This window comes from Streptomyces sp. NBC_00344, from assembly GCF_036088315.1.
Taxonomy (GTDB): Bacteria; Actinomycetota; Actinomycetes; order Streptomycetales; family Streptomycetaceae; genus Streptomyces.
The window spans coordinates 2,863,946-2,885,962 of sequence record NZ_CP107996.1; the positions used below are offsets into that span (position 1 = coordinate 2,863,946).

The following is a 22,017-nucleotide window of genomic DNA, read 5'->3' on the forward strand; positions in this document are numbered from 1 at the left end:
TCCCCCGGCCGCCGGCTCACCCGCCCTACCCCAGGAGGCACCCATGCCCCACAGCCCGCTCCCGCTCACTCTTGCCCGCGCGGCCCTCGCCTCTCCGCTCCGCCGCCGTCCGACCCCCGAATCGGCGCTCCCCGCGACCCGCCTGACCGCACCCGCGGCCCCGGCCGACCCGGCGCGCCTGGCCGCCTACGCGGAGGTCTGCGGCTGCCCCACGACCGACCCGCTCCCCCTCGCCTATCCGCACGTGCTCGGCTTCCCGCTGGCCATGCGGCTGATGGCCGGCCGGGGCTTCCCGCTGCCGCTGCCGGGACTGGTGCACACCTGGATCGACATCGAGGCCCACCGGCGGCTGCACCCGACGGACCCGCTGGAACTCACCGTCTACGCGAAGGGGCTGGCCGCGCACCGGCGCGGGACCGAGGTGACGATCGTGACCGAGGCCCGGCTGGAAGGGGAGACGGTGTGGGAATCACGGAGCGGCTATCTGGCCCGCCACCGGGTGGGCGACGCCGGGACACGGCCACCGGCCCGCGACACCGGGCTGCTGCCTGCCACCGCCGTGTGGTCACTGCCCGGCGACCTCGGCCGGAGGTACGCGGCCGCGTCCGGCGACCGGAACCCCATTCATCTGCATCCGCTCGGCGCGAAGCTCTTCGGGTTTCCCCGCACGGTCGCTCACGGGATGTGGACCTTCGCCCGCTGCCTGGCCGAGGCCGACACCGGCGGTCAACCGGCCCGTGCACGAGCCGAGTTCAGGGCGCCGGTGCTGCTTCCCTGCACGGTCACCCATGCGGCTGGAGGCGGCGCGTTCCAGCTGCGCAGCAAGGACCGGATCCATCTGAGCGGAGAGATCAGCGGGTAGCGGCCGGCGCTCCGCGGCGGAGGGACGGCGACCAGCGCTCGCCGTTCATCAGGTTCTCCAGGCCGGCCCACGCGAAGTTCATCAGCGTCCCCGCCGCCTCCTTGGCCGAAACGCCAGGGGTGTCGTTCGCCCAGCCGGCCAGCGACTCCGCGGCGCCGACCAGGGCCTGGGCGAGGCCGGCCACGTCGCGGTCCGGCAGGGCCGGGTCGTGGTGCGCCTCACGGGCCGCTTCACCGATCAGACCGGTCACGAACTTCGTGATCTCCTCGCGCATGACGCCCACTTCGGCCGCGAACGGCTCACCGTGCGTGCGCGCCTGCCGGTGCAGCACATTCCAGCCGTCGGGGTGCCCCGCGGTGTGCTCGAAGAACGCCCTGAGTCCGTGCCAGAGTTGCTGGTCGGCCGGCACTCCGGACTCGACACCGGCCTGCACCGCGTCGACCAGCGACTGGGCCTCACGCCGGATGCAGGCGGTGAAGAGGTCTTCCTTGGAGTTCAGGTACAGGTAGACCAAGGGCTTGGACACACCGGCCAGTTCGGCGATCTCGTCCATCGAGGCGGCCCGGTAGCCACGCTGCCCGAAGGTCCGCACAGCAGCATCCAGCATCTGCTGCTCACGTACGGCGCGAGGCATCCGTTTGGCCTTGGCTGCCTTGACTGCACCCACCTGAGAGGTCCCTTCCGCCGGTCGGTCGTACTCATCGGCAAGAGTACGGCTCCCGCCCATGCCGTTCGCACGGAGCCGGGACGGTGGCGCGAAGTGTGCGACCGGACCTACTGGGTGATGCCGTCCTCCTGGGTACGGCTGGCCTCCAGCTTGGCCTTCGCGCGGTCGACCCTGCCGACCAGCTGCTGGGACATCTGATCCCGCTGGTTGCGCAGCAGCACGAAGCTGAGCGGGGCGGAGATCACCAGCGCGAGCAGGATGGTCCAGATGAAGTTGGATCCGCCGAGGCCCTTGGGCAGCACACCGAAGTGGATGAGCAGTGCGACAAAGACGAGGGACCCCATGAAGATGCCGATCCGCATCGCGGTGTAACGAATCGTGGCGCCCGGCTTGGCTACAGACACGGCTGAGGCCTTTCTCTTCGTGTGCTCGGCATCGGATCCTGTCCGACAAGTGAAGCACGCCCCACTTGTGATCAGCTCAGCGGGAGCAGCATCGTGATGTCGTCCCGGTCGTCACCTGGGGCGACGCGGATCGCGTCGGGCACCCGGCCCACTTCCTTGTAACCGCAGGACGCGTAGAAGCGGTCCACGCCGGTGCCGCCCCGGCAGGTCAGCCGGACCGCCTCGATACCGCCGATCGAACGGGCCGCACCGGCCGCGGCGGCCATCAGATCGCGGCCGTAGCCCTTGCCCTGGTGGGACGGGTGGACCATCACCGTGTACAGCCAGAGCCAGTGCCGCATCAGGCGGTGGGTGTTGTGCATCAGGAAAGCGGTCGCCGCGACCGTGCCGTCGTCCTCCCGTCCGACCAGCAGCCGGGTACGGCCATCGGCCATCGACGCCAGGTGCTTGACCAGCTCGGGGCGTACGTCGTCCGGCGTGACCGGCGGTATGAAGCCGACGGCGCCGCCCGCGTTCGTCACATCTGTCCAGAGCGCGACGACACCGTCCCGCAGGGCCGGGTCCATCGGCGGGTCGAGCTGAAACGTGAGGCTCATGAATCCAGCGTAGAAAGGGGCGGAGCCCCGGCGGTGACCGGGGCTCCGGACCGGCTGCGTGCCGGGGGCCTGCGCCGGGGATCCCCGGCGGCGGCCTCAGAAGCGCATCAGCTGAGGCGATTCCCTGCGGTCCGCGTCCGGGCCCTCGTACTCGCGGATGATCTCGTAGCGCGTGTTGCGCTCGACCGGGCGGAAGCCCGCGTCGCGGATCAGCTCGAGCAGGTCCTCGCGGCCCAGTTTGTTCGGCGTCCCGTAGTTGTCGGCGTCATGCGTGATCTTGTACTCGACGACCGAGCCGTCCATGTCGTCGGCGCCGTGCTGCAGGGCGAGCTGCGATGTCTGCACACCGTGCATCACCCAGAAGACCTTGACGTGCGGGACGTTGTCGAAGAGCAGCCGCGAGACCGCGAAGGTCTTCAGCGCCTCGGCGCCGGTCGCCATCGTCGTCCGCGCCTGAAGCCTGTTGCGGACCTTGCCGTCCTTCATGTCCACGAAGTCGTGCTGGTAGCGCAGCGGGATGAAGACCTGGAAACCACCGGTCTCGTCCTGCAGCTCACGCAGCCGCAGCACATGGTCCACCCGGTGGCGCGGCTCCTCGATGTGGCCGTACAGCATCGTCGCCGGGGTCTTCAGACCCTTCTCGTGCGCGAGGCGGTGGATGCGCGACCAGTCCTCCCAGTGGGTCCGGTGATCGACGATGTGCTGCCGGACCTCCCAGTCGAAGATCTCGGCGCCGCCACCGGTGAGCGACTCCAGACCGGCCTCGATCAGTTCGTCGAGGATCTCGGACGCGGTGAGCCCGGAGATCGTCTCGAAGTGATGGATCTCGGTGGCGGTGAACGCCTTCAGCGCGACCTGCGGGAGGGCCTCCTTGAGCGCGCTGAGCGAACGGGGGTAGTAGCGCCACGGCAGCGTCGGGTGCAGCCCGTTGACGATGTGCAGCTCGGTGAGGTTCTCGCCCTCCATCGCCTGGGCGAGGCGGACGGCCTCCTCGATGCGCATCGTGTACGCGTCCTTCTCGCCCGGCTTGCGCTGGAACGAGCAGTAGGCGCACGAGGCGGTGCACACATTGGTCATGTTGAGGTGGCGGTTGACGTTGAAGTGAACGACGTCACCGTTCTTGCGGGTACGCACCTCATGGGCCAGACCGCCCAGCCAGGCCAGGTCGTCACTCTCGTAGAGGGCGATCCCGTCCTCACGGCTCAGCCGCTCACCGGCCCTGACCTTCTGCTCAAGCTCGCGCTTGAAGCCGACATCGTCGACAGATGCAGTCATGTGGCGGCCGCCTCCCAATTCAGTACGTACAAACCCAGCCAACCGTACGCCGCCCCCGCCCGCCGGGCGGGGGGACCCCCTGTGACGCCACGCGTCACCCTTCGTCCGGCAGGTCGCCCACCCGGTTCTCCCACTTGGTCGAGAGCACGATGGTGGTGCGGGTCCGCGAGACGCCCTTGGTGCCGCTGAGCCGCCGGATCGTGCGCTCCAGGCCGTCCACGTCACCGACCCTGACCTTGAGCATGTACGAGTCGTCGCCCGCGATGAACCAGGCGTCCTCGATCTCGGCGAGGTCCTTCAGCCGGTGTGCCACGTCCTCGTGGTCCGCTGCGTCGGAGAGCGAGATGCCGATGAGTGCGGTCACCCCGAGGCCGAGCGACTTCGCATCGACGGTGGCGCGGTAGCCCGTGATGACTCCGGCCGTCTCGAGCCTGTTGATGCGGTCGGTGACGCTGGGGCCGGAGAGCCCCACGAGCCTGCCGAGCTCGGCGTAGGAGGCCCGGCCGTTCTCTCGAAGCGCCTGGATGAGCTGCCTGTCCACCGCGTCCATAGGGATGAAGCCTTCCATTATTCAGCGATAACGCGAGTCTAAGTGTAGAATCTAAGGCGTGCAGGGAAAAAACCCTGCGAATCTTTCATCAGGAGTGGATTTCACCGTGTACACGATCGAGATGGCCTACGCCCGCATGCGTGAGCTGCAGGACCTGGCCAACCGTTCGCGTGACCACCGGCCCGCGCCCGCCGAGCGCCGCACCGGGCGCCACGCCAAGAAGCGCTGACCCGGCCGGTCCGCCGGCGCTGCGGCAGGCAGCATCAGCCCCGGGCCACCACCCGGGGCGTCACTAGTCCGTACGGGAGCCACCAAGCTCCCCCTTCCAGCGGCGGTACAGCTGATGCGGCACCCCCGCCGCGTCCAGCACCCGCCCCGCGACGAAATCCACCAGATCCTGGATATGCGTCGCTCCCGCGTAGAACGCCGGAGAGGCGGGCAGCACCACAGCGCCCGCCTCGTCCAGGGTCACCAGATGCCTGAGCGTCGACGCGTTCAGCGGGGTCTCCCGCACCGCGACCACCAGCCGGCGCCGCTCCTTGAGCGTCACGCTCGCCGCCCGCTGCAGCAGATCCTTCGAGAGCCCCAGCGCCACTCCGGCCACACACGCCGTGGACGCCGGCACGATCAGCATGCCCTTGACGGGATACGAGCCGGACGAGGGTCCGGCAGCCAGATCCCCGGCGGCCCAGTGCCGCACCGCGCCTCGCACGCGTTCGCCGCCGACCGTGAAGGTTCCCGGCTTCCCGTCCGCGCCCCTGGCGAGCCAGGTCCGCAGGTCCGTCTCCCAGTGCGCGTCCCTGAAGGCGATCCCGGTCTCGTCGAGGAGCGTCAGCCGCGAGGCCCTGCTGACCACCAGGTCCACGTCCTCGCCCGCGTCCAGCAGGCCGCGCAGCACCGCTGCCGCGTACGGCGTGCCGGACGCGCCCGAGACTCCGACGACCCAGGGTCGCCGGGGCTGCTGACTGTGTACGTGTCCGTGCTCCACGTATCCGAGCCTATCCGGCGGCCCCGGACCGGCAGGGAGCCAGGTTGGCCCGGCCGCGGACGGCACCCGCCCGGTGCCCGGCTCCGCGGCCGTCGCACGTCCCGGGCAGGTCCGCGCTCAGACGGTCAGTCCCCGCACCAGCAGGTCCAGCAGGGCGCACACGAACAGCGCGATCCCGATGAATCCGTTGACCGAGAAGAAGGCCCGGTTCAGCCGGGACAGATCGTGCGGCTTCACGACGTTGTGCTCGTAGACGAAGGCCGCCGCGACGATCACCAGGCCGATCCAGAAGAACGCTCCGGCGCCGGTAGCCAGCGCGTACCAGACCAGCAGCGCGGTCGTCACCGCATGGCAGGCGCGGGCACCGTACAGCGCCGCCGGGATACCGAAACGGGCCGGCACGGACAGCACACCGTGCGCGCGGTCCGCCTGGACGTCCTGGCAGCCGAAGATCAGGTCGAAGCCGCCGATCCAGACGCCGACCGCGAGACCGAGGATGACCGCGTCCCACGACCACGCGCCGGTGATGGCGATCCAGGCACCGACCGGCCCGATCGCCTGCGCCAGACCGAGGATGGCGTGCGGGAAGTTGGTGAACCGCTTCCCGTACGGATAGACCACCATCGGGATCACCGCGATGGGGGCCAGCGCCAGACAGAGCATGTTCAGCGCGGCCGCGGCACCCAGGAAGACCACCACGGCAACCAGCGCCCCGGTCCACGCCGACCGCACCGAGACCGCACCGGTCACCAGCTCCCGGGTCGCGGTACGCGGGTTCCGGGCGTCGATCTCACGGTCGATGATCCGGTTGCAGGCCATCGCGAAGGTACGCAGCCCGACCATGGCGAGAGTGACCAGGAGCAGCCGCCCCCAATGGATGTTGCCGTCGAGCCGGTACATCGCGGTCAGCGCGGCGATGTAGGCGAAGGGCAGCGCGAAGACCGAGTGCTCGATCATCACCAGCCGCAGAAAGGCCTTGACCTTGCCCGGTGGTGCGGGTTGGGGTCCGAAGAGATCCGGCGTTACTGAATCGGCGCTCACGAAAGCCCGTACTCCTTCCAACGGCGGTCGACCTTCGCCGCCGTCCGCGGGTCCGACTCGACCATCTGCGGCCAGCCGCCGTCCCGCGTGTAGCCCTCCTCGGGCCATTTCCCGGTTGCGTCGATCCCTGCCTTGCCGCCCCAGAACTGCTGGTAGGAGGCATGGTCCAGATGGTCGACGGGCCCCTCGGCGACCGTGAGGTCGCGCGCGTAGTCCGTGTTGCCGAGGGCCCGCCAGGAGACCTCGTGCAGATCGTGCACATCGCAGTCGGCGTCCACGACCACGATCAATTTGGTCAGCGACATCATGTGAGCGCCCCAGACGGCGTGCATCACCTTCTGGGCGTGCTTCGGGTACTTCTTGTCGATCGAGACGATCGCGCAGTTGTGGAAGCCGCCCGACTCGGGGAGGTGGTAGTCCACGATGTCCGGAATGATGATCTTGAGCAACGGCAGGAAGAAACGTTCCGTGGCACGGCCCAGCGGGCCGTCCTCCGTCGGCGGACGGCCGACGACGATCGACTGGAGCAGCGGGCGTTCCCGCATGGTGACGCAGTCGATCGTGAGCGCGGGGAATGGTTCCTGCGGCGTGTAGAAGCCGGTGTGATCGCCGAAGGGGCCCTCGGGGAGGGTCCTGCCGGGTTCGAGCCAGCCCTCGATCACGACCTCTGCCTGGGCGGGGACCTGGAGCGGGACCGTCTTGCAGTCGACCATCTCGATCCGCTTGCCCTGCACGAAGCCGGCGAAGAGGTACTCGTCGATGTCCTCGGGAAGCGGGGCGGTGGAGGCATAGGTCACCGCGGGAGGCGCCCCGAAGGCGATGGCCACCGGCAGCCGCTCGCCCCTGGCGGCCGCCACCGCGTAGTGGTTGCGGCTGTCCTTGTGGATCTGCCAGTGCATGCCGACGGTGCGCTTGTCGTGACGCTGGAGACGGTAGAGGCCGAGGTTGCGGATCCCGGTCTCCGGGTGCTTGGTGTGCGTGAGGCCCAGATTGAAGAAGGAGCCGCCGTCCTCCGGCCAGGTGAAGAGGGCCGGGAGCCGGTCCAGGTCCACGTCGTCGCCGGTGAGGACCACCTCGTGGACGGGGGCGGCATCGGACTTCACCTTCTTCGGCGGTACGTGCACCATCGTGCCCAGCTTGCCGAAGGCTTCCCGTACGCCGACGAAGCCCTGCGGCAGTTCCGGCCTGAGCAGGCCGCCGATCCGGCCACTGATCTCGTCGTATGACGTCAGGCCGAGCGCCTTGAGCAGCCGGCGGTCGGTGCCGAAGACATTCATCGCCAGGGGCATCGAGGACCCCTTGACGTTTTCGAAGAGCAGCGCGGGGCCGCCGGCCTTGTTGACGCGGTCGACGATCTCCCCGACCTCGAGGTAGGGGTCGACTTCTGCCTTGATGCGCTTGAGGTCGCCGTCGCGCTCCAGCGCCCTGAGCAGCGAGCGAAGATCGTCGTAAGCCATGCCGTCCAGTCTGTCATCCTCGCGCGGAGGACCGGCCGGGAGCCTTGTCCTCACACCTGGGAGGCGCCCGACCGCTAACCTGTGCGCGTCATCGGGCGCGCCCGCGCGCCCCGTCACCGCCCCCGGGGGGAACGTTCGACCATGCTCAGGTATCTGCCGTTTCTGCTGGTCCTGGCGCTCTGGATCTACGCCTTCATCGACTGCCTGAACACCCCTGAGGAAGAGGTCCGCGGCCTGCCGAAGGTGGTGTGGGTCATCATCATCCTGCTCTTCGGCGAGGTACTGGTCGGGCCGGTCGCCTGGCTGGTGGCCGGCCGCAACCGGCGCGGCGCCGGCCGGGGTTCGGCCCCGTCGCAGTGGCACCGGAACCAGCGGACCACCTGGACGGCGCCGGACGACAACCCCGAGTTCCTCAGGACCCTCAGGGAAGAGAACACCAAGGACGAGACCATGCTCAGGGACTGGGAGGCGGATCTGCGCCGCCGCGAGGACGAACTGCGACGCCGCAGCGAGGACGAGGCCTGATGGAGCGCGCCCTGGCGGAGCAGTGGCTTGCCACCGCCGTCGTGGAAGCCCGCGCGGGTCTGGCCGAGGGCGGGATCCCGATCGGCGCCGCGCTGTACGGTGCCCGCGGCGAGCTCCTCGGCCGCGGGCGCAACCGGCGGGTCCAGGACGGCGATCCGTCGATGCACGCCGAGACGGCGGCATTCCGCGCGGCCGGGCGGCAGCGGTCCTACCGGGGCACCACCATGGTCACCACGCTCTCGCCCTGCTGGTACTGCAGCGGGCTCGTCCGGCAGTTCGGTATCTCCCGGGTGGTGATCGGCGAGGCAGCCACCTTCCACGGCGGGCACGAGTGGCTGGCCGGGCACGGGGTGGAGATCCTGGTGCTGGAGGACGCCGGGTGCGCCGATCTGATGCGCGGGTTCATCGCGCGCAGTCCGGAGCTGTGGAACGAGGACATCGGCGACGAGTGAGCCGGAGGCGTACAGGGCCACGTGCCGCCCGGGCCGCGCCACCCGCACCATCAAGCCGACACGTTTCAGCCGCTTCGACGCGATTGAGACGATCCAATTCTCGCCACGGATTGTCCGCACCTGTATCAACACCCCCTAGCTAAGCTGATGTTGATGCAGCGACAGCTGCCGCGCCGCGTGGCAGGAGATGTTGTGGACAGGGAGCTGTTCGGACGCGATGCACTGCTCGACGGGCTCGCTCCACGGCTCATCGGGCTGCCGCCCAGCGGTTTCCAGCAGACCACCCTCGAGGAGTTCGGCGGCCGGCGGGACGATCTGCCGGTGGTCGTGCTCACCGGCGGTCGCGGCATGGGCAAGACCGTGGCGCTCAAGCAGCTCCGCACCCACTACCGCGGCCGTACACCCGTCGCGCTGATCGACTGTGAGCATGCCGGCTTCGCGGGAATCCCGTCCACCGACCCCCGCGCGCCCTTCTGGTCGCCCGTCACCGAGGCGCTGTCCACCCTCGGAGAGCAGCTGGGCCCCGCGGTGCGTGGCGCGGGCGCCATCGAATTCCCGCGCCTGGCAGCCGGGTTGATGGCCATCGCATCCACCGGGTGGGACCCCAACAACCGGCAGCAGGTCCACGACGAGGCATTACGGCTCGGCCTGCTCGTCGAGTCGGGATCACGGCTCCGGAGCCTCAGCCGGGGCTGGCTGGTGAAGATCACCGCGAAGTTCGCCTCGCTGTGGGCGGCGGGGGCGCCCGGCCTGGATGTGGTGGTGGAGACCACCGTGGAGTCGCTGCTCGAGGATCTGTTCAACCGCGGTCAGCGCACCGCGGCCAACTGGTACGGGGACTATCCCGGAGCCGGAGGACAGGCCAAGCGGGGCCTGAATCTGCTGGCTCTGCAGTTCCACCGGGAGCGCGACACCGACGCCCGTACACTTGCCGAGCGCCATCTCGTCGGCGCGCTGCGCGCCGATCTGAGAGCCGCCTACCAGGGTATGGGCAGACTCCGCCGCGTCGGCAGGCCCCTGGTGCTGCTGGACAACGTCCAGGCCCCGCTGGGCCGTCGGCTGATCGAGCCGGTGCTGCGTGACCGTGCGGCGGGCCGGCTCGACCCGGTCGTCATCGTCGGCGCACTGCGGGGTCACGACCATCCGGCGCTGCGGACGGCCCACCGCTGCGCTCTCCCCGAAGTCACCCACACCACCCCCTGGACCCGCTCCACGGACATCGCGGCGGGCGCACTCGCGGTGCAGCTCACGACGCTGACACCGGAGCACGTACGGCAGATGCTCGACCGCGAGGATCCGCAGATGCGTACACCCCCGCTGCTCGCCCGCTCCATCCACCGGCTCACCGGCGGGCGCCCGCTGGGGGCGGCCCTGCTGACGAAGACCGCGGGTCAGGCGGTCAGGGCCGCAGGTCCCACCCCGCCGGTCAGCGGTGGTCCAGGAGGTCTCACCCCCGGCGCACTGCTTTCGATGCCGGTCGTGCTGCGCGAGGACGAGCCCGGGAGGCCGGTGGCGACCGAGCTGCTGAACAGCCTGGTGCATGCCGCCCGGTTCGACCGGCTCGCGGTGCTGGCCGCGGCGCACGGAACGGAGGACGCCGAGGCGCTCGCCGCGGCCCGGCTGGACCACGACGGCGGCAGGGCCGGCGTACTGCCGATGCGCGACCTGCTGGCCGATGAGCACTGGCCCGCCGCGCCCGACCACTTCATCGGCGACCCGTTCCTGCGCACCCTGCTGCTGCACAGGCTGCGCCAGGGCGACTGGCGTGATGTCCAGGAGACGATGCGCGACCACTATCCGGCCGGGGACCGGCGGCGGCTCCACCATGAACTGGCGCTCGGCACCACCGAGAACGCCGTGACGCATCTGCGCGACACCTTTCCGGCGGCCGATGCCGCTGCGTGGCTCGAAGAGCTGCGCTTCATCGCGTCGGCCCCGCTCTTCGACACACCCGACGAGCGGCGCGCCGTGGCACTCGGCAGGACCGACGCCGTCCAGCCCGCGCCGGACGGCGCTGACCGGATCGTTCATCTGCGGATTCGCCGACTGCTGTACTGCGTCTGGCAGTTGACCGACCTGCTCGCACAGCCCGACCTGGATGTGGCCGAAAAGATGGGCGACGAGCTGGGGCAGCTCTCGGCGCTGCATCCCACCGGCAACGAAGTGTTCTGGCACGCCTCACGCACCTGGCCGCTCGCAGCAAGGGAGTGGCGCAGCCCGGACCGGATCACAAGCAACTCGGGGAGCAACGCACCGTGATCGACTGGTTCCGTGAATTCTTCTGGTACACCGCGCTGCGCAGGATCGTGACCTCGGTGGTGGTGCTGGTTCTGCTCGCCGCGGCGGGCGTGGCCGGGTATGCGCTCTACACCCCGGATCTGCACTGCGCCAAGGGGGTCGACCGTCCTGAGAAGGGCGCCGAGTGCATCGGCGTCAACGGTGAGGGGTACGACTTCGGGATGCCCGCGCTGACCGATGTGGCGCGAGCCATCCAGCGCGAGAACAAGCGGGTCGCCGGGACGAAGTACGCGACGGTCGCTCTGCTGCTGCCACTGACCACGGCCGACGGTTCCATGCAGGACAAGGTGCTGCACGATGTGCAGGGAGCCTTCCTGGAGCAGTACCGGGCCAATGAGGATCCCACCGACGGCCGGCTGCCGAAGATACGTCTGGTGCTCGCCAACAGCGGCACGGGCAACGCACACGCCGACGACGTGGTCCGCCGGCTCGAGCGGATGACCGGCGATCCCGACCGGCTGCGCGCGGTCTCCGGTGTGGCCACCAGCGACAGGGCCACCAAGGCCGCGGTGAGGGAGCTGACAGGTCACCACATCCCGGTGGTGGGCTCCACGATCAGCGCCGATGACCTCGCGAACGGCCCGGGCAATCCGTTCCCCGGTCTCGCGCGGGTTTCTCCGACCAACACCGACGAGGCCGCCGCGCTGGCCGGTTACTCCGCGGTCGCCCCCGAGAAGGCCGTCCTGGTGTACGACGACGGCACCGACGACAACTACATCACCACCCTCAAGAAGGCCTTCGTCCGGATGCTGAAGGGCACCCCCAACGACTCGCAGTCCTTCACCTCGCCCGCCGACCGTTCCCAGGAGGGTGACACCGCGGTCCCCCTCGCGAAGATCGCCGCTCTGGTCTGCGACGACATGCGGAGCACCGACACGGTCTACTTCGCCGGACGGCACACCCAGCTCAGGCAGTTCGTGAACCAGCTGGGCAGGCTGAGGTGCAACGACCGGCCGATGACCGTCATCACCGGGGACGAGGGCTCCTATCTGAGCCGCGACACAAAGCTGGACAGGTCCGCGTTCGACAGCAGGAACGGAAAGAGCACGGTCACCGTCCGGTACGCCGCTCTCGCACACCCCGACGCCTGGCAGGCCGTGAAGGCACGGAGCGGCGGCAAGGACGTCCATCCCCCGGCGACCGGCGGGGACGAGACCACCTTCAAGCCCTTCCACGACCTGATCGTCAAGGCCGCGGGCTCCAAGGTCGGGCCCATCGGAGCGGCGGACGGCAAGCCGCTCACGGACGGGCAGGCGATCGTGGCGTACGACGCCATGGCGACCGCCGTGCAGGGCATCAGGACAGCGGCCGACGGGAAGCTTCCGACGCTCTCCCAGGTGGGCTCCCAGTGGCGTTACGTCCAGGGCAGGACCCACCGGGTGAACGGTGTGAGCGGATGGATCTGCCTGGACAAGTACGGGAATCCGTACGACAAGGCCGTGCCGATAGTGAAGCTCGGCAAGGACGGCTCCCCGGTCTTCGTGAAGATCGCCTGGCCGACGAAGAAGCTGCCGGATCAGGACTGCCTGACGCACACCGACTCGTAGAGCTCACGCAGTTCCCGCCGGCGCTCGCGGCCCGGGACCGACCAGTCCCTCGGGTTGCCGTCGAGCGCGTCGTGGAGGAACTCGAAGCGCTGGTGCCAGCAGGCGAGCAGATCGGGCCGGAGCTCCCGGGCCACGGCGCGCTCGTTGGTGAACCGCACCACACTGGCTTCGGGCCCCACCGACTCCAGATGGAACCGGATCCGGCCGTGCACCGAAACGGTGTACTCGGCGACGTGCCCGACGTCCCAGGCCGTGACGATTCCGGAGGCCGCGGGATCACCGGGCCGGCGCAGCGCGATGCGGCCGCCGAGCCGCGATTCGAAGACGTCCACGGCTGCGAGCCACCCCGGCAGCCCCACCGGGGTGGCCACGGCGCCCCACACCTTCTCCACGCCGTGGGGCAGATACAGGGCGAATCGCAGGACAAGGGTGTCCCCGTGGCTGGTGCTCGTGCCCTGCGCGATCGCCTTGCTCATGCAACCAGCCTCACCCGGAGCGCCCGGTTCCGCACCGGAAGCGGAGGACTGCGCCGAGGCGTGTCGGATCAGCCCCCGTCCCCGGCCCTCCCCGGGCAGTGCACCGCGGTGCAGCTTTCCGGGTGGCGTGGACTACAGAAGCCCAGCACTTCTCCTCACAAGAAATCTGTCCTGACGAGAGTAGACATGCGGGCTCCACAGGGTTAGTGTCGTGTTCGTAGCCAAGAGATCGAAAAAGGCACGGCAGACGAATGCCGCGCACGCAGAAAGCCTGTGTTGTGGCACGGCAGTGGAGTGGCGGGGCCGGAAGGCTCTCGGGGTCCCCTCGCTGACTGCCGGGCCTGGCGGCCCACCAGGGGCCGTCGGCAGAAACGCAGGCCCGCAGTGGCCGGCAGTTCGACCAGCAGAGAAAGAAGGAGGCAGACGCCATCAGGATCGCCCGGGCCGGAACGCAGATCCGCCCGGGTACCGCAGGCCCCGGAACGAAAGGTGGTCCCACGGTCACGCATCCGCGATCCCCGCACACTCACCCCTCATCCGGGAGACGGTGCGGAAAGAGAAGTCCGGCAGAGCAGTAAGCCGGAAGGTGGTGTTCAATCCCTCGGGGCCCTGGTGCCGTACGGCACCAGGGCCCCTCGATGCGTTCCCCTACCAGAGGTGCAAATGACCGCAGAAAGCTCCCTCGGTCGTCTCGACGACGACGACTACCCCGCCTACACGATGGGCCGTGCCGCGGAAATAATCGGCACCACCCCCGCCTTCCTGCGGGCCATCGGCGAGGCCCGCCTCATCACCCCGCTGCGCTCGGGGGGCGGACACCGCCGCTATTCGCGTTACCAGCTGAAGATCGCCGCTCGCGCCCGCGAGCTCGTCGACCAGGGCACGCCCGTCGACGCCGCGTGCCGCATTGTCATCCTTGAGGATCAGCTCGAAGAAGCCCTGCGCATCAACGAAGAGCTGCGCCGCCCCAGCGCCGATTCCCGCGACGGGGCCGACGCCTGAATCTCCTGCCGCTGATCTGATGCGCCGGCCACCGCCCGGTGGCCGGCAGGGCCGCCACGCGCGGCCCCGCCCACCCCGCCCGGGTGGCCACCGTGACGCCAGGACCGGAGCTCGGTCCACAACGCGAAGGACCGGCGGCCGAAGCCGCCGGTCCACCCGTACCACCGGTGATCAGACTCCCGCGTACGAGTGCTTGCCCGAGATGAAGATGTTGACGCCGTAGTAGTTCCAGATCCAGCAGCCGAAGGCGAAGAGAGCCAGGTAGGCGGCCTTGCGGCCCTTCCATCCCGCCGTCGCGCGGGCGTGCAGATAGCAGGCGTAGACGACCCAGGTGATGAACGACCAGGTCTCCTTGGGGTCCCAGCCCCAGTAGCGGCCCCAGGCGTCTCCCGCCCAGATCGCACCCGCGATGATCGTGAACGTCCAGAGCGGGAAGACCGCGGCATTGATGCGGTACGAGAACTTGTCGAGCGAGGCCGCAGACGGCAGCCGGGAGAGCACGGATTCGGCGAAGGCGCCGGGCTCCTCGCCACGGGCCAGCTTCGCCTCGTAGTTGTCCCTGAAGAGGTACAGCAGCGTGCCGACCGCGCCCATGTAGAACATCGCACCGCAGATGATCGCGGTCGAGACGTGGATCCACAGCCAGTACGAGTGCAGTGCGGGGACGAGCTGGTCGCTCTTGGTGTAGAGCACCGTGGTGGCGACCCCGAGGTCGAGCAGCACCGTGGTGACCAGGGCGAGGCCGATCCAGCGGACGTTCTTGCCCAGGACCAGCAGGATCAGGTACGCCGCGACCGCGACCGTGGAGAAGGTCAGCGAGAACTCGTACATGTTGCCCCACGGGGCCCGCTGCACCGATGTGGCGCGGGCGACCACACCGCCCGCCTCGATCAGGAAGCCCAGAACGGTCAGCGAGATCGCCATCCGCCCGTAGAGGTCGCCCTTCTCGGTGCCGCCGGCCGCGCCGGGGCCGTCGGGGACGTCACGGGAGCCGACCGCCGACCGGGTGATGATCTTCGGCCGGTCCAGTACGCCGGTGCCCCCGCCCTGCTTCCTCACCTGGACCACCGGGGCGGGCGCCGCGGCGACGGTGGACGTCAGCGCGGCAGCGGTACGCCCCACCTTGCTGCGTGCGCCGAAGGTCCACTCCGCGATGTGCGCGAAGAAGGCCAGGGTGTAGACGGCCATCGACGAATAGACGAGCACATTGCTGATGTGCGCCAGGTTCTCATTGGTTGCGGCGGCGAGATTCACTTCTCGGCCCCTTCGGCAGTTTCTGCGGTTGCTGCGGAATCAGGCGCCGACGGCGCCATGGAATGAAGCGTTGCGGCGAGGTCGGCCAGCTCCTCGGGGAGCTTCGCGGACTCGCTCCGCCCCAGCCCCGCCATCTCGACGACGGTGACCCCGTCCTCTCCTCGCACGGCTCGGACCCAGACCCGCCGGCGCTGGATGAACAGCGATCCGGCGAGGCCGGCGATGGCCGTCAGCGCACCGGCCAGCGCGAAGCCGTTGCCGGGCTGGTGCGAGATCTGGAAGCTGGCCCACTGCTTGACGCCGACGAACTGGATGGACCCCGCGCCGTTCGGCAGCTTCATCGTCTCGCCGGGCAGCAGCAGCTTCGCGAGCTTCTGGCCCGAGCTGTTTTTGAACGGCGTCATGTGCTTGGAGTTCAGCTGGTACACGCTCTGCGGGAACCCGGCATTGACCCCGAGGTCGCCGTGCAGACCGGACAACGCCATCACCGGGAAGTCCAGGCCCGGGTAGGTGGAGAACATGTTGCCCTTGCCCTTGCCGGCGTACGTCGGCACGAACAGCGCGTTGAAGCCGAGCTGCTCCTTCTTGCCCTTGGCGTCCCGGTAGCCGTCCATGACCTTGATCGCACCGGTCGATGTGGCGTTGGAGTCGAGCGGCAGCATCGGCACCGCGTCGCGGTACACCTCCTTGCCGCGCCCGTCCTTGACGGAGACGACGGGGGCGTAGCCGTGCGAGATCAGATAGACCTTCGAGCCGTCGACCTCGAGCGGCTCGTTGACCTTGATGACGTCCTTCTTCTCCTTGCCGTCGGCACCTTCGGAGTACGTGACCTGCGCCTCGTACCGCCGCGGGGTACCGCGGTTGGGGCCGCTGTGCTCGTACGTCCCGACGAACTTGTCCAGGGTGAAGCTGAACGGGGCGAGGCTGTCGGTGTCGAAGAGCGTGCCGGGTGTGAAGTCGTCGTACTGGGTGAGCGTGTTGGAGAAGCCGTCACCCTGGACGATCAGCTTGCCGCCCTCGGACTTCCACAGCTGCCCGGTGGCGAAGGAGACCAGCAGCACGATCAGCGCGATGTGGAAGAGCAGGTTCCCGGTCTCGCGCAGGAAGCCCTTCTCGGATGCGACGGCGTCGCCCGTGACGTGCGCACGGAAGCGGCGCTTCCTGAGCATCGCCAGCGCGGCCTCCCGTACGGCCTCCGGCTCGGAGTCCGTACGCCAGGTCGTGTACGCGGGCAGCCGGGTCAGCCGCTTGGGCGCGCCCGGCGGCCGCCCGCGCAGCTGGCCGACGAACTGCCAGGTGCGCGGCACGATGCAGCCGATGAGGGAGATGAAGAGCAGGATGTAGATCGCGGAGAACCACACCGAGCTGAAGACATGGAAGAGGCCGAGCTTGTCGTAGACCGGCGCGACCACATCGTGCTTGGCCTTGAAGTCGTCGACCTTGCCCTGGTCCTTGCTGGCCTGCGGGATCAGCGAACCGGGGATGGCGCCGAGCGACAGCAACAGAAGGAGCAGCAGCGCGATCCGCATCGAGGTCAGCTGCCGCCAGAACCATCGGGCCCACCCGATCACGCCCATGGCGGGGAGGCCGGCCGCCGGCTCCTCCCTGGGAGCGGTGGACAACTGGGACCCGGCGGCTCCGAGATCGGCCTCGTTCTCGGCGTTCTCGGCTGCGGCCGTGTTCCCGGCGTCCGTCGTTTCGGTCTTGCTCATGGAACTCAGATCCCCACCGTGAAGCCGCTTGTCCAGCCCTGCATCGCCTGGATGATGTGGTCCCACGCACCGGTGACCAGCAGCACCCCGGTCGCGATCATCATGATCCCGCCGATACGCATCACCCAGGCGTAGTGCTGCTTGACCCAGCCGAACGCACCGAGCGCCTTGCGGAACGCCACGGCCGCCAGCACGAACGGCAGCCCGAGACCGAGGCAGTACGCGACCGTCAGTATGGCCCCGCGGCCGGCGGTCGCCTGCTCCAGGGCGAGGGCGTTCACCGAGGTGAGCGTCGGGCCCAGGCAGGGCGTCCAGCCGACACCGAACAGCGCGCCGAGCAGCGGAGCGCCGGCAAGGCCGGTCACCGGCCGTTTGTGCAGCCGGAACTCGCGCTGGGTCAGCCAGGGCATCAGCCCCATGAAGAACAGCCCGAGCAGGATCATCAGGACGCCGAGCACCTTGCTGATGGTGTCCCGGTACTCCTGGAGTGTGGAGCCGAAGTAGCCGAAGAGCGCACCGCCGGAGACGAAGACGGCGGTGAACCCGAGGATGAAGAGACTGGCGCCCGCGGCCATCCGTCCGCGTCTGGCCTGGGCGAGATCGGAGCCGCTCACCCCGGTGACGTAACTCAGATAGCCGGGCACCAGCGGCAGCACGCACGGCGAGAAGAAGGAGACCAGCCCGCCGAGCACGGCGATCGGCAGGGCGACCAGCAGCGCTCCGTCGAGGACCGTGTCGTTCTGGCCGGAGACGGCGGCCGCGGCGGCGAAGGCGATCACCGGATCACCTCTCCGCGATCAGCGGGTCGATCATCTTGTGCAGCATCTCCTCGTCGACACCGCCGGTCCTCCGCGCGGCGATCTTCCCGTCGCGGTCGACAACGACGGTCGAGGGAACGGTCTGCGGATTCACGTTGCCCTTGGGGAAACGCAGAAGAAGCTTTCCGGTCGGGTCGTAGAGGCTCGGATACGGAACGTCGTAATCGCTTTCGAATGCCTTTGCCGGGCCACGCGAGGCGTCACGCGTATTGATTCCGACGAACTCCACACCCCTGGCCTTCAGGGCCTTGGCGACCTTCACCAGATGAGGGGTCTCATCGCGGCAGGGCGGGCACCAGGAACCCCAGACGTTCAGTACGACGATCTTGCCCTTGTCGGCCGTCCCCACATCGAGCTTCTTGCCGTCGACAGTGGTGCCCGACACGTCAGGGGCCGCCTGCCGGCTGCTCTTGGCCACCGTGACGATTCCGCTGGAACTGGTCACATACCGGGAGTCCTTGGAGCTGCTCACCTTTTGCCCGGAGTCGCACGCCGACAGGACAAGCCCGCAGGCGACGACGGCTGTGCCCAGCTGGGCGACGCGTCGGATCCGGCTGCTGCGGAGGAGGGGGCGGGTAAGAGCCATGTGAAAAGTTTCGCATGCCCGTTTCACGGATCTTGGCCACCCCCCTCACTGCCCGGAACGCCCGTTGTCAAGCCGCCCTAAGGAAACTGTTCCACCCGCCGGCCGGGCTCTCCCCGACATCGAGCGTGCGCAGCTTGGCGAGCACCGCGGGATCCTGTACATCGAGCCAGTCGCAGAACTGCCTGAAGGAGACCAGCCTTACACCGGGGTGACCAGCGATCTTCTTCAGTGCTTCCTCCACGGCATCCATGTAAATGCCGCCGTTCCACTCCTCGAAGTGGTTCCCGATGTACATCGGGGCGCGATTCGTCTCATAGGCGCGCTGGAATCCGGAGAAATACGAGCCGGCTGCCTGTGCGCGCCAATAGGCGTAATGCGAGGTCATACCCTTCGTCGAATTCTTCGACTGATTGGCCAGCATGTTGTAGTCCATCGAAAGGACTTCGAAGCTGTGGCCCGGGAACGGAATCTGCTGGAGCGGCAGGTCCCACAGCCCGCCGCGCTTGACCGGCCAGGTCTGCCGGCCACCGGGCGAGCTCGCGTCGTAGCGCCAGCCGAGCTTCGCCGCGGTCGGCAGCAGATTGTCCTGGCCCAGCAGACAGGGCGTACGGCTGCCGGCGAGTTCCTTGCGGTAGTCGAAGGGCAGCGGGTCCTCGTCCTGCCAGCCGGTGTTCGTGCGCCACTCGGTGACGAAGGAGACGGCCTGGTCGATCTCGCTCTGCCAGTCGGCCGCGGACCAGTACTTGACGGAGCCCGAAGTGGTGCCGCAGAAATGGCCGTTGAAATGCGTTCCGATCTCATGGCCCTCGAGCCAGGCCTGCCGGGTGTACTTCATCGTCGCCTTGATGTGCTCATCGCTGAGGTAGCCGATGGCCGAGGCGCCGACGCCATTGTTCGGGGGGTGGTAGAGCGTCTTCTTCGACTCCGGCAGCAGATAGAGGCCGGAGAGGAAGAAGGTCATCCCCGCGTTGTGTTCCTTGGCGAGCTGGAGGAACCGGGGGAAGAGTCCGTTGCCGACCTCGCCGGCACCGTCCCAGGAGAAGATCACGAACTGCGGAGGGGTCTCACCGGGCTGCATCGGGACCGGCTTGGCCGGCTGATGCGGCTGCGGACCGGTGTCGGCGGTGGACCCGTCCCCGATGAGCCGGACCGGCCTGGACTTGTCGGGGCCGGCGCCGGCGCCCTGGTTGCCCTTGTCCTTCGTGTTGTGCGCGGTACCGGCCTTGCCGGCGGACCCGGAGCCGCAGCCCGCAAGTCCCGCCGCTGCCGCCGCTCCGGCTCCAAGTCCCAGCAAGCTCCTCCGGCTCATGTTGCGCATTGCGCCACCCATCCGTTCGTTGGCTACCGCTCATACAAGCGGCCAACAAGTCAGATGGTGTGATTAACACGTTGGTTCCGGCTAACTGGCGTAATATTTCACCCTATGCACCAAAAGCCTTCGCTTTGCCCTTGACAGGCTTCGCACCTGCCAGAAGGTGTGACGGCACGAGGTCCCTTGCCGGTTCCGAGTAACCGACGGAAACGATCCGGTCACCCTGGTACGTGAAGGACGTCAGCGAAGCGAGCGTGCACTGCCGTTTACGGGGGTCGTGCCAGAGCCGGCGCCGCTCCACGAAACTCCGCACGGTCCAGATGGGCAGCTGATGGCTGATGCAGACCGCCTCATGCCCGCGGGCCGCGTCGCGCGCGGCGTTCAGCGCGCCCATCATCCGCACGACCTGATCGACATACGGCTCGCCCCAGGACGGCCGGAAAGGGTTCGTGAGGTGCTTCCAGTTGGCGGGCTTGCGCAGGGCGCCGTCGCCGACCCCGAAGGTCTTGCCCTCGAAGACGTTCGCCGCCTCGATGAGACGCGCGTCGGTCGCCAGGTCCAGGCCGTGCGACTTGGCGACCGGCGTCGCGGTCTCCTGTGCGCGTTCCAGCGGGGACGCGACGACATGAGTGATGTCGCGGCTCGCCAGGTGCTCGGCGACCCGGTCGGCCATCTCCCGGCCCAGCTCCGAGAGGTGGTATCCGGACTTGCGCCCGTACAGCACCCCGTCGGGGTTGTGCACCTCGCCGTGGCGCATCAGATGGACGACGGTGATCTCATCGTCGCTGCCGGTGCTGGAGCTACTGCTGTCACTCATGCGGATACCTCGGCGGCTGCTCGGGCGGCGGCGGGAAGTGCGGCGGCGATGCGCTCGACCGCCCGCTCGTCGTGCGTGGTCGAAACGAACCAGGACTCGAAGGCCGACGGCGGCAGATAGACGCCCTGCGCCAGCATCGAGTGGAAGAAGGGCGTGAAACGGAAGGCCTGCTGGGCCTTGGCGTCCTCGTAGTCGCGCACGTCGCCCTCACTGAAGAAGACGGAGAACATATTGCTCGCCGTCTGGATCCGGTGAGCCACACCCTCCTTGGTGAGGGCGGCGGAGACGAGCCCCCGGATCTCCTTGGACACCGCGTTGACCTTGTCGTAGGCGGCGTCGTCGAGCAGCTTCAGCTGAGCGAGACCCGCGGCGGTGGCAACCGGATTACCGGAGAGCGTGCCCGCCTGGTAGACGGGGCCGACAGGCGCCAGATACGCCATCACGTCCGCCCGCCCGCCGAACGCCGCGGCCGGGAACCCGCCGCCCATGACCTTGCCGAAGGTCATCAGGTCCGGACGGACGCCGTCCACGCCGTACCAGCCCGCCTTCGACGTACGGAATCCGGTCATCACCTCGTCGGAGATGTACAGCGCGCCGTGCTCGGAGCAGAGCTGCTTGAGCCCGGCGTTGAAGCCCTCGCCCGGCGGCACCACACCCATGTTCCCGGGTGACGCCTCGGTGATCACGCAGGCGATCTCCCCCGGGGCGGCGGCGAACGCCCGGCGTACGGCTTCGAGATCGTTGTAGGGCAGCACGATCGTGTCACCGGTCTGAGCACCGGTCACCCCCGGCGTGTCGGGGAGACCGAAGGTGGCCACCCCGGAGCCGGCCGCGGCCAGCAGCGCGTCCACATGGCCGTGGTAGCAGCCCGCGAACTTCACCACCTTGGCGCGTCCGGTGAAACCGCGGGCCAGCCGGATCGCCGACATGGTCGCCTCGGTGCCCGATGACACCAGGCGCACCTGCTCGACCGGGTCCACCCTGGCGACGATCTCCTCGGCCAGCGCGACCTCGCCCTCTCCGGGCGTACCGAAGGACGTACCGCGCGCGACCGCGGCCTGGACCGCCGCGACGACCTCGGGATGGGAGTGTCCGAGGATCATCGGCCCCCACGAGCACACGAGGTCGACGTAGTCCCGCCCGTCGGCGTCGGTCAGATAGGGCCCGGAACCGGACACCATGAAACGGGGCGTACCGCCCACCGCGCGGAAAGCACGAACGGGCGAGTTCACCCCGCCGGGTGTCACAAGAGACGCGCGGTCGAAGAGCGTCTGCGAAACTGGGGCTTCGTATTCGTACGGATAGCTCACACAAGCCATGGTGTCAGAGGCGCAGACAGGATTGCGGACAGGTGTTTCACAGCACATCCGCGGGGGAG

At 68.7% G+C, this 22,017-nt stretch carries 23 protein-coding genes; 7 read left to right on the forward strand and 16 right to left on the reverse strand.

All coding sequences use genetic code 11. The features are described 5' to 3' along the window. Window positions 1-43: 43 nt before the first annotated feature. Window positions 44-862 (forward strand): MaoC family dehydratase, encoded by an 819-nt coding sequence (locus tag OHS16_RS12925; protein ID WP_328537331.1) that lies wholly within the window; start codon window positions 44-46, stop codon window positions 860-862. Here the strand turns inward: OHS16_RS12925 and OHS16_RS12930 are convergent. The 5 genes from OHS16_RS12930 to OHS16_RS12950 form a co-directional block, all read right to left on the reverse strand. Next, on the reverse strand, window positions 852-1,496 hold the full coding sequence (locus OHS16_RS12930; RefSeq protein WP_328540825.1) for a TetR/AcrR family transcriptional regulator: 645 nt from the start codon (window positions 1,494-1,496) through the stop codon (window positions 852-854). The genes OHS16_RS12925 and OHS16_RS12930 overlap by 11 nt on opposite strands. Before the next feature lie 140 nt (window positions 1,497-1,636). Then, entirely contained in the window at window positions 1,637-1,933 is a 297-nt protein-coding gene (locus tag OHS16_RS12935) for a DUF4229 domain-containing protein (protein ID WP_328537332.1), read from the reverse strand. Window positions 1,934-2,004: 71 nt separating this feature from the next. Further along, window positions 2,005-2,529: a GNAT family N-acetyltransferase gene (locus OHS16_RS12940; protein ID WP_328537333.1), complete on the reverse strand. Its 525-nt coding sequence runs from the start codon at window positions 2,527-2,529 to the stop codon at window positions 2,005-2,007. A gap of 96 nt (window positions 2,530-2,625) precedes the next feature. Then, the gene (mqnE, locus tag OHS16_RS12945) at window positions 2,626-3,804 is read right to left on the reverse strand and encodes an aminofutalosine synthase MqnE (protein WP_328537334.1); all 1,179 of its coding nucleotides are present in this window, start codon (window positions 3,802-3,804) and stop codon (window positions 2,626-2,628) included. Between the two features lie 94 nt (window positions 3,805-3,898). After that, the gene (locus tag OHS16_RS12950; RefSeq protein ID WP_328537335.1) at window positions 3,899-4,354 is read right to left on the reverse strand and encodes an Lrp/AsnC family transcriptional regulator; all 456 of its coding nucleotides are present in this window, start codon (window positions 4,352-4,354) and stop codon (window positions 3,899-3,901) included. A 106-nt stretch (window positions 4,355-4,460) separates the two neighbouring features. Between OHS16_RS12950 and OHS16_RS12955 the strand changes: the two genes are divergently transcribed. Continuing rightward, window positions 4,461-4,583 (forward strand): hypothetical protein, encoded by a 123-nt coding sequence (locus OHS16_RS12955; RefSeq protein ID WP_328541062.1) that lies wholly within the window; start codon window positions 4,461-4,463, stop codon window positions 4,581-4,583. Window positions 4,584-4,646: 63 nt separating this feature from the next. Here OHS16_RS12955 and OHS16_RS12960 read toward each other — a convergent pair whose 3' ends face one another. The 3 genes from OHS16_RS12960 to OHS16_RS12970 all read right to left on the reverse strand — a co-directional run bounded on the left by OHS16_RS12960 (window position 4,647) and on the right by OHS16_RS12970 (window position 7,840). Next, window positions 4,647-5,342, reverse strand: coding sequence for a UbiX family flavin prenyltransferase (locus OHS16_RS12960; protein ID WP_328537336.1), 696 nt, complete (start codon window positions 5,340-5,342; stop codon window positions 4,647-4,649). Window positions 5,343-5,459: 117 nt separating this feature from the next. Next, the gene (mqnP, locus tag OHS16_RS12965) at window positions 5,460-6,383 is read right to left on the reverse strand and encodes a menaquinone biosynthesis prenyltransferase MqnP (RefSeq protein ID WP_328537337.1); all 924 of its coding nucleotides are present in this window, start codon (window positions 6,381-6,383) and stop codon (window positions 5,460-5,462) included. Next, complete coding sequence (locus tag OHS16_RS12970; RefSeq protein ID WP_328537338.1) at window positions 6,380-7,840, reverse strand: menaquinone biosynthesis decarboxylase; 1,461 nt, start codon at window positions 7,838-7,840, stop codon at window positions 6,380-6,382. The genes mqnP and OHS16_RS12970 overlap by 4 nt, the downstream gene beginning before the upstream one ends. Window positions 7,841-7,981: 141 nt before the next feature. Here OHS16_RS12970 and OHS16_RS12975 point away from each other — a divergent pair, with 141 nt between their 5' ends. The 4 genes from OHS16_RS12975 to OHS16_RS12990 all read left to right on the forward strand — a co-directional run bounded on the left by OHS16_RS12975 (window position 7,982) and on the right by OHS16_RS12990 (window position 12,662). Next, entirely contained in the window at window positions 7,982-8,365 is a 384-nt protein-coding gene (locus tag OHS16_RS12975; protein ID WP_328537339.1) for a PLD nuclease N-terminal domain-containing protein, read from the forward strand. Beyond that, entirely contained in the window at window positions 8,365-8,817 is a 453-nt protein-coding gene (locus OHS16_RS12980) for a nucleoside deaminase (RefSeq protein WP_328537340.1), read from the forward strand. Before OHS16_RS12975 ends, OHS16_RS12980 begins: the two co-directional genes overlap by 1 nt. A 192-nt stretch (window positions 8,818-9,009) precedes the next feature. After that, complete coding sequence (locus tag OHS16_RS12985; RefSeq protein WP_328537341.1) at window positions 9,010-11,076, forward strand: hypothetical protein; 2,067 nt, start codon at window positions 9,010-9,012, stop codon at window positions 11,074-11,076. Then, window positions 11,073-12,662: an ABC transporter substrate-binding protein gene (locus tag OHS16_RS12990; RefSeq protein ID WP_328537342.1), complete on the forward strand. Its 1,590-nt coding sequence runs from the start codon at window positions 11,073-11,075 to the stop codon at window positions 12,660-12,662. Before OHS16_RS12985 ends, OHS16_RS12990 begins: the two co-directional genes overlap by 4 nt. Here the strand turns inward: OHS16_RS12990 and OHS16_RS12995 are convergent. Next, on the reverse strand, window positions 12,632-13,138 hold the full coding sequence (locus OHS16_RS12995) for a hypothetical protein (protein ID WP_328537343.1): 507 nt from the start codon (window positions 13,136-13,138) through the stop codon (window positions 12,632-12,634). The genes OHS16_RS12990 and OHS16_RS12995 overlap by 31 nt on opposite strands. 663 nt (window positions 13,139-13,801) lie before the next feature. Between OHS16_RS12995 and OHS16_RS13000 the strand changes: the two genes are divergently transcribed. Further along, on the forward strand, window positions 13,802-14,140 hold the full coding sequence (locus tag OHS16_RS13000) for a MerR family transcriptional regulator (RefSeq protein ID WP_328537344.1): 339 nt from the start codon (window positions 13,802-13,804) through the stop codon (window positions 14,138-14,140). A gap of 171 nt (window positions 14,141-14,311) precedes the next feature. On the opposite strand, the gene ccsB is transcribed toward OHS16_RS13000, so the two are convergent. The 7 genes from ccsB to hemL all read right to left on the reverse strand — a co-directional run bounded on the left by ccsB (window position 14,312) and on the right by hemL (window position 21,958). After that, window positions 14,312-15,394, reverse strand: a complete 1,083-nt coding sequence (gene ccsB, locus OHS16_RS13005) for a c-type cytochrome biogenesis protein CcsB (protein WP_328537345.1) — start codon at window positions 15,392-15,394, stop codon at window positions 14,312-14,314. Then, window positions 15,391-17,106, reverse strand: a complete 1,716-nt coding sequence (gene resB / locus OHS16_RS13010) for a cytochrome c biogenesis protein ResB (RefSeq protein ID WP_328537346.1) — start codon at window positions 17,104-17,106, stop codon at window positions 15,391-15,393. Before resB ends, ccsB begins: the two co-directional genes overlap by 4 nt. A gap of 5 nt (window positions 17,107-17,111) precedes the next feature. Next, window positions 17,112-17,882: a cytochrome c biogenesis CcdA family protein gene (locus tag OHS16_RS13015; RefSeq protein WP_328540826.1), complete on the reverse strand. Its 771-nt coding sequence runs from the start codon at window positions 17,880-17,882 to the stop codon at window positions 17,112-17,114. Between the two features lie 7 nt (window positions 17,883-17,889). Beyond that, window positions 17,890-18,510, reverse strand: coding sequence for a TlpA family protein disulfide reductase (locus tag OHS16_RS13020; RefSeq protein WP_328537347.1), 621 nt, complete (start codon window positions 18,508-18,510; stop codon window positions 17,890-17,892). 67 nt (window positions 18,511-18,577) lie between these two features. Beyond that, window positions 18,578-19,828: a hypothetical protein gene (locus OHS16_RS13025; RefSeq protein ID WP_328537348.1), complete on the reverse strand. Its 1,251-nt coding sequence runs from the start codon at window positions 19,826-19,828 to the stop codon at window positions 18,578-18,580. 103 nt (window positions 19,829-19,931) lie between these two features. Beyond that, on the reverse strand, window positions 19,932-20,639 hold the full coding sequence (locus OHS16_RS13030) for a histidine phosphatase family protein (protein WP_328537349.1): 708 nt from the start codon (window positions 20,637-20,639) through the stop codon (window positions 19,932-19,934). Further along, on the reverse strand, window positions 20,636-21,958 hold the full coding sequence (gene hemL / locus OHS16_RS13035; protein ID WP_328537350.1) for a glutamate-1-semialdehyde 2,1-aminomutase: 1,323 nt from the start codon (window positions 21,956-21,958) through the stop codon (window positions 20,636-20,638). The genes OHS16_RS13030 and hemL overlap by 4 nt, the downstream gene beginning before the upstream one ends. Between the last annotated feature and the right edge of the window lie 59 nt (window positions 21,959-22,017).

What these genes read in the sequence shown, in the direction of transcription:
- OHS16_RS12970 (WP_328537338.1), bottom strand. Translation starts at nt 7,840, where the DNA reads ATGGCTTACGACGATCTTCGCTCGCTGCTCAGGGCGCTGGAGCGCGAC.
- OHS16_RS13020 (WP_328537347.1), bottom strand. Translation starts at nt 18,510, where the DNA reads ATGGCTCTTACCCGCCCCCTCCTCCGCAGCAGCCGGATCCGACGCGTC.
- OHS16_RS12980 (WP_328537340.1), top strand. Translation starts at nt 8,365, where the DNA reads ATGGAGCGCGCCCTGGCGGAGCAGTGGCTTGCCACCGCCGTCGTGGAA.
- OHS16_RS13030 (WP_328537349.1), bottom strand. Translation starts at nt 20,639, where the DNA reads ATGAGTGACAGCAGTAGCTCCAGCACCGGCAGCGACGATGAGATCACC.
- hemL (WP_328537350.1), bottom strand. Translation starts at nt 21,958, where the DNA reads ATGGCTTGTGTGAGCTATCCGTACGAATACGAAGCCCCAGTTTCGCAG.
- resB (WP_328537346.1), bottom strand. Translation starts at nt 17,106, where the DNA reads ATGAGCAAGACCGAAACGACGGACGCCGGGAACACGGCCGCAGCCGAG.
- OHS16_RS12995 (WP_328537343.1), bottom strand. Translation starts at nt 13,138, where the DNA reads ATGAGCAAGGCGATCGCGCAGGGCACGAGCACCAGCCACGGGGACACC.
- OHS16_RS12975 (WP_328537339.1), top strand. Translation starts at nt 7,982, where the DNA reads ATGCTCAGGTATCTGCCGTTTCTGCTGGTCCTGGCGCTCTGGATCTAC.
- OHS16_RS13025 (WP_328537348.1), bottom strand. Translation starts at nt 19,828, where the DNA reads ATGCGCAACATGAGCCGGAGGAGCTTGCTGGGACTTGGAGCCGGAGCG.
- OHS16_RS13000 (WP_328537344.1), top strand. Translation starts at nt 13,802, where the DNA reads ATGACCGCAGAAAGCTCCCTCGGTCGTCTCGACGACGACGACTACCCC.
- OHS16_RS12940 (WP_328537333.1), bottom strand. Translation starts at nt 2,529, where the DNA reads ATGAGCCTCACGTTTCAGCTCGACCCGCCGATGGACCCGGCCCTGCGG.
- OHS16_RS12925 (WP_328537331.1), top strand. Translation starts at nt 44, where the DNA reads ATGCCCCACAGCCCGCTCCCGCTCACTCTTGCCCGCGCGGCCCTCGCC.
- OHS16_RS12930 (WP_328540825.1), bottom strand. Translation starts at nt 1,496, where the DNA reads ATGCCTCGCGCCGTACGTGAGCAGCAGATGCTGGATGCTGCTGTGCGG.
- OHS16_RS12950 (WP_328537335.1), bottom strand. Translation starts at nt 4,354, where the DNA reads ATGGACGCGGTGGACAGGCAGCTCATCCAGGCGCTTCGAGAGAACGGC.
- mqnE (WP_328537334.1), bottom strand. Translation starts at nt 3,804, where the DNA reads ATGACTGCATCTGTCGACGATGTCGGCTTCAAGCGCGAGCTTGAGCAG.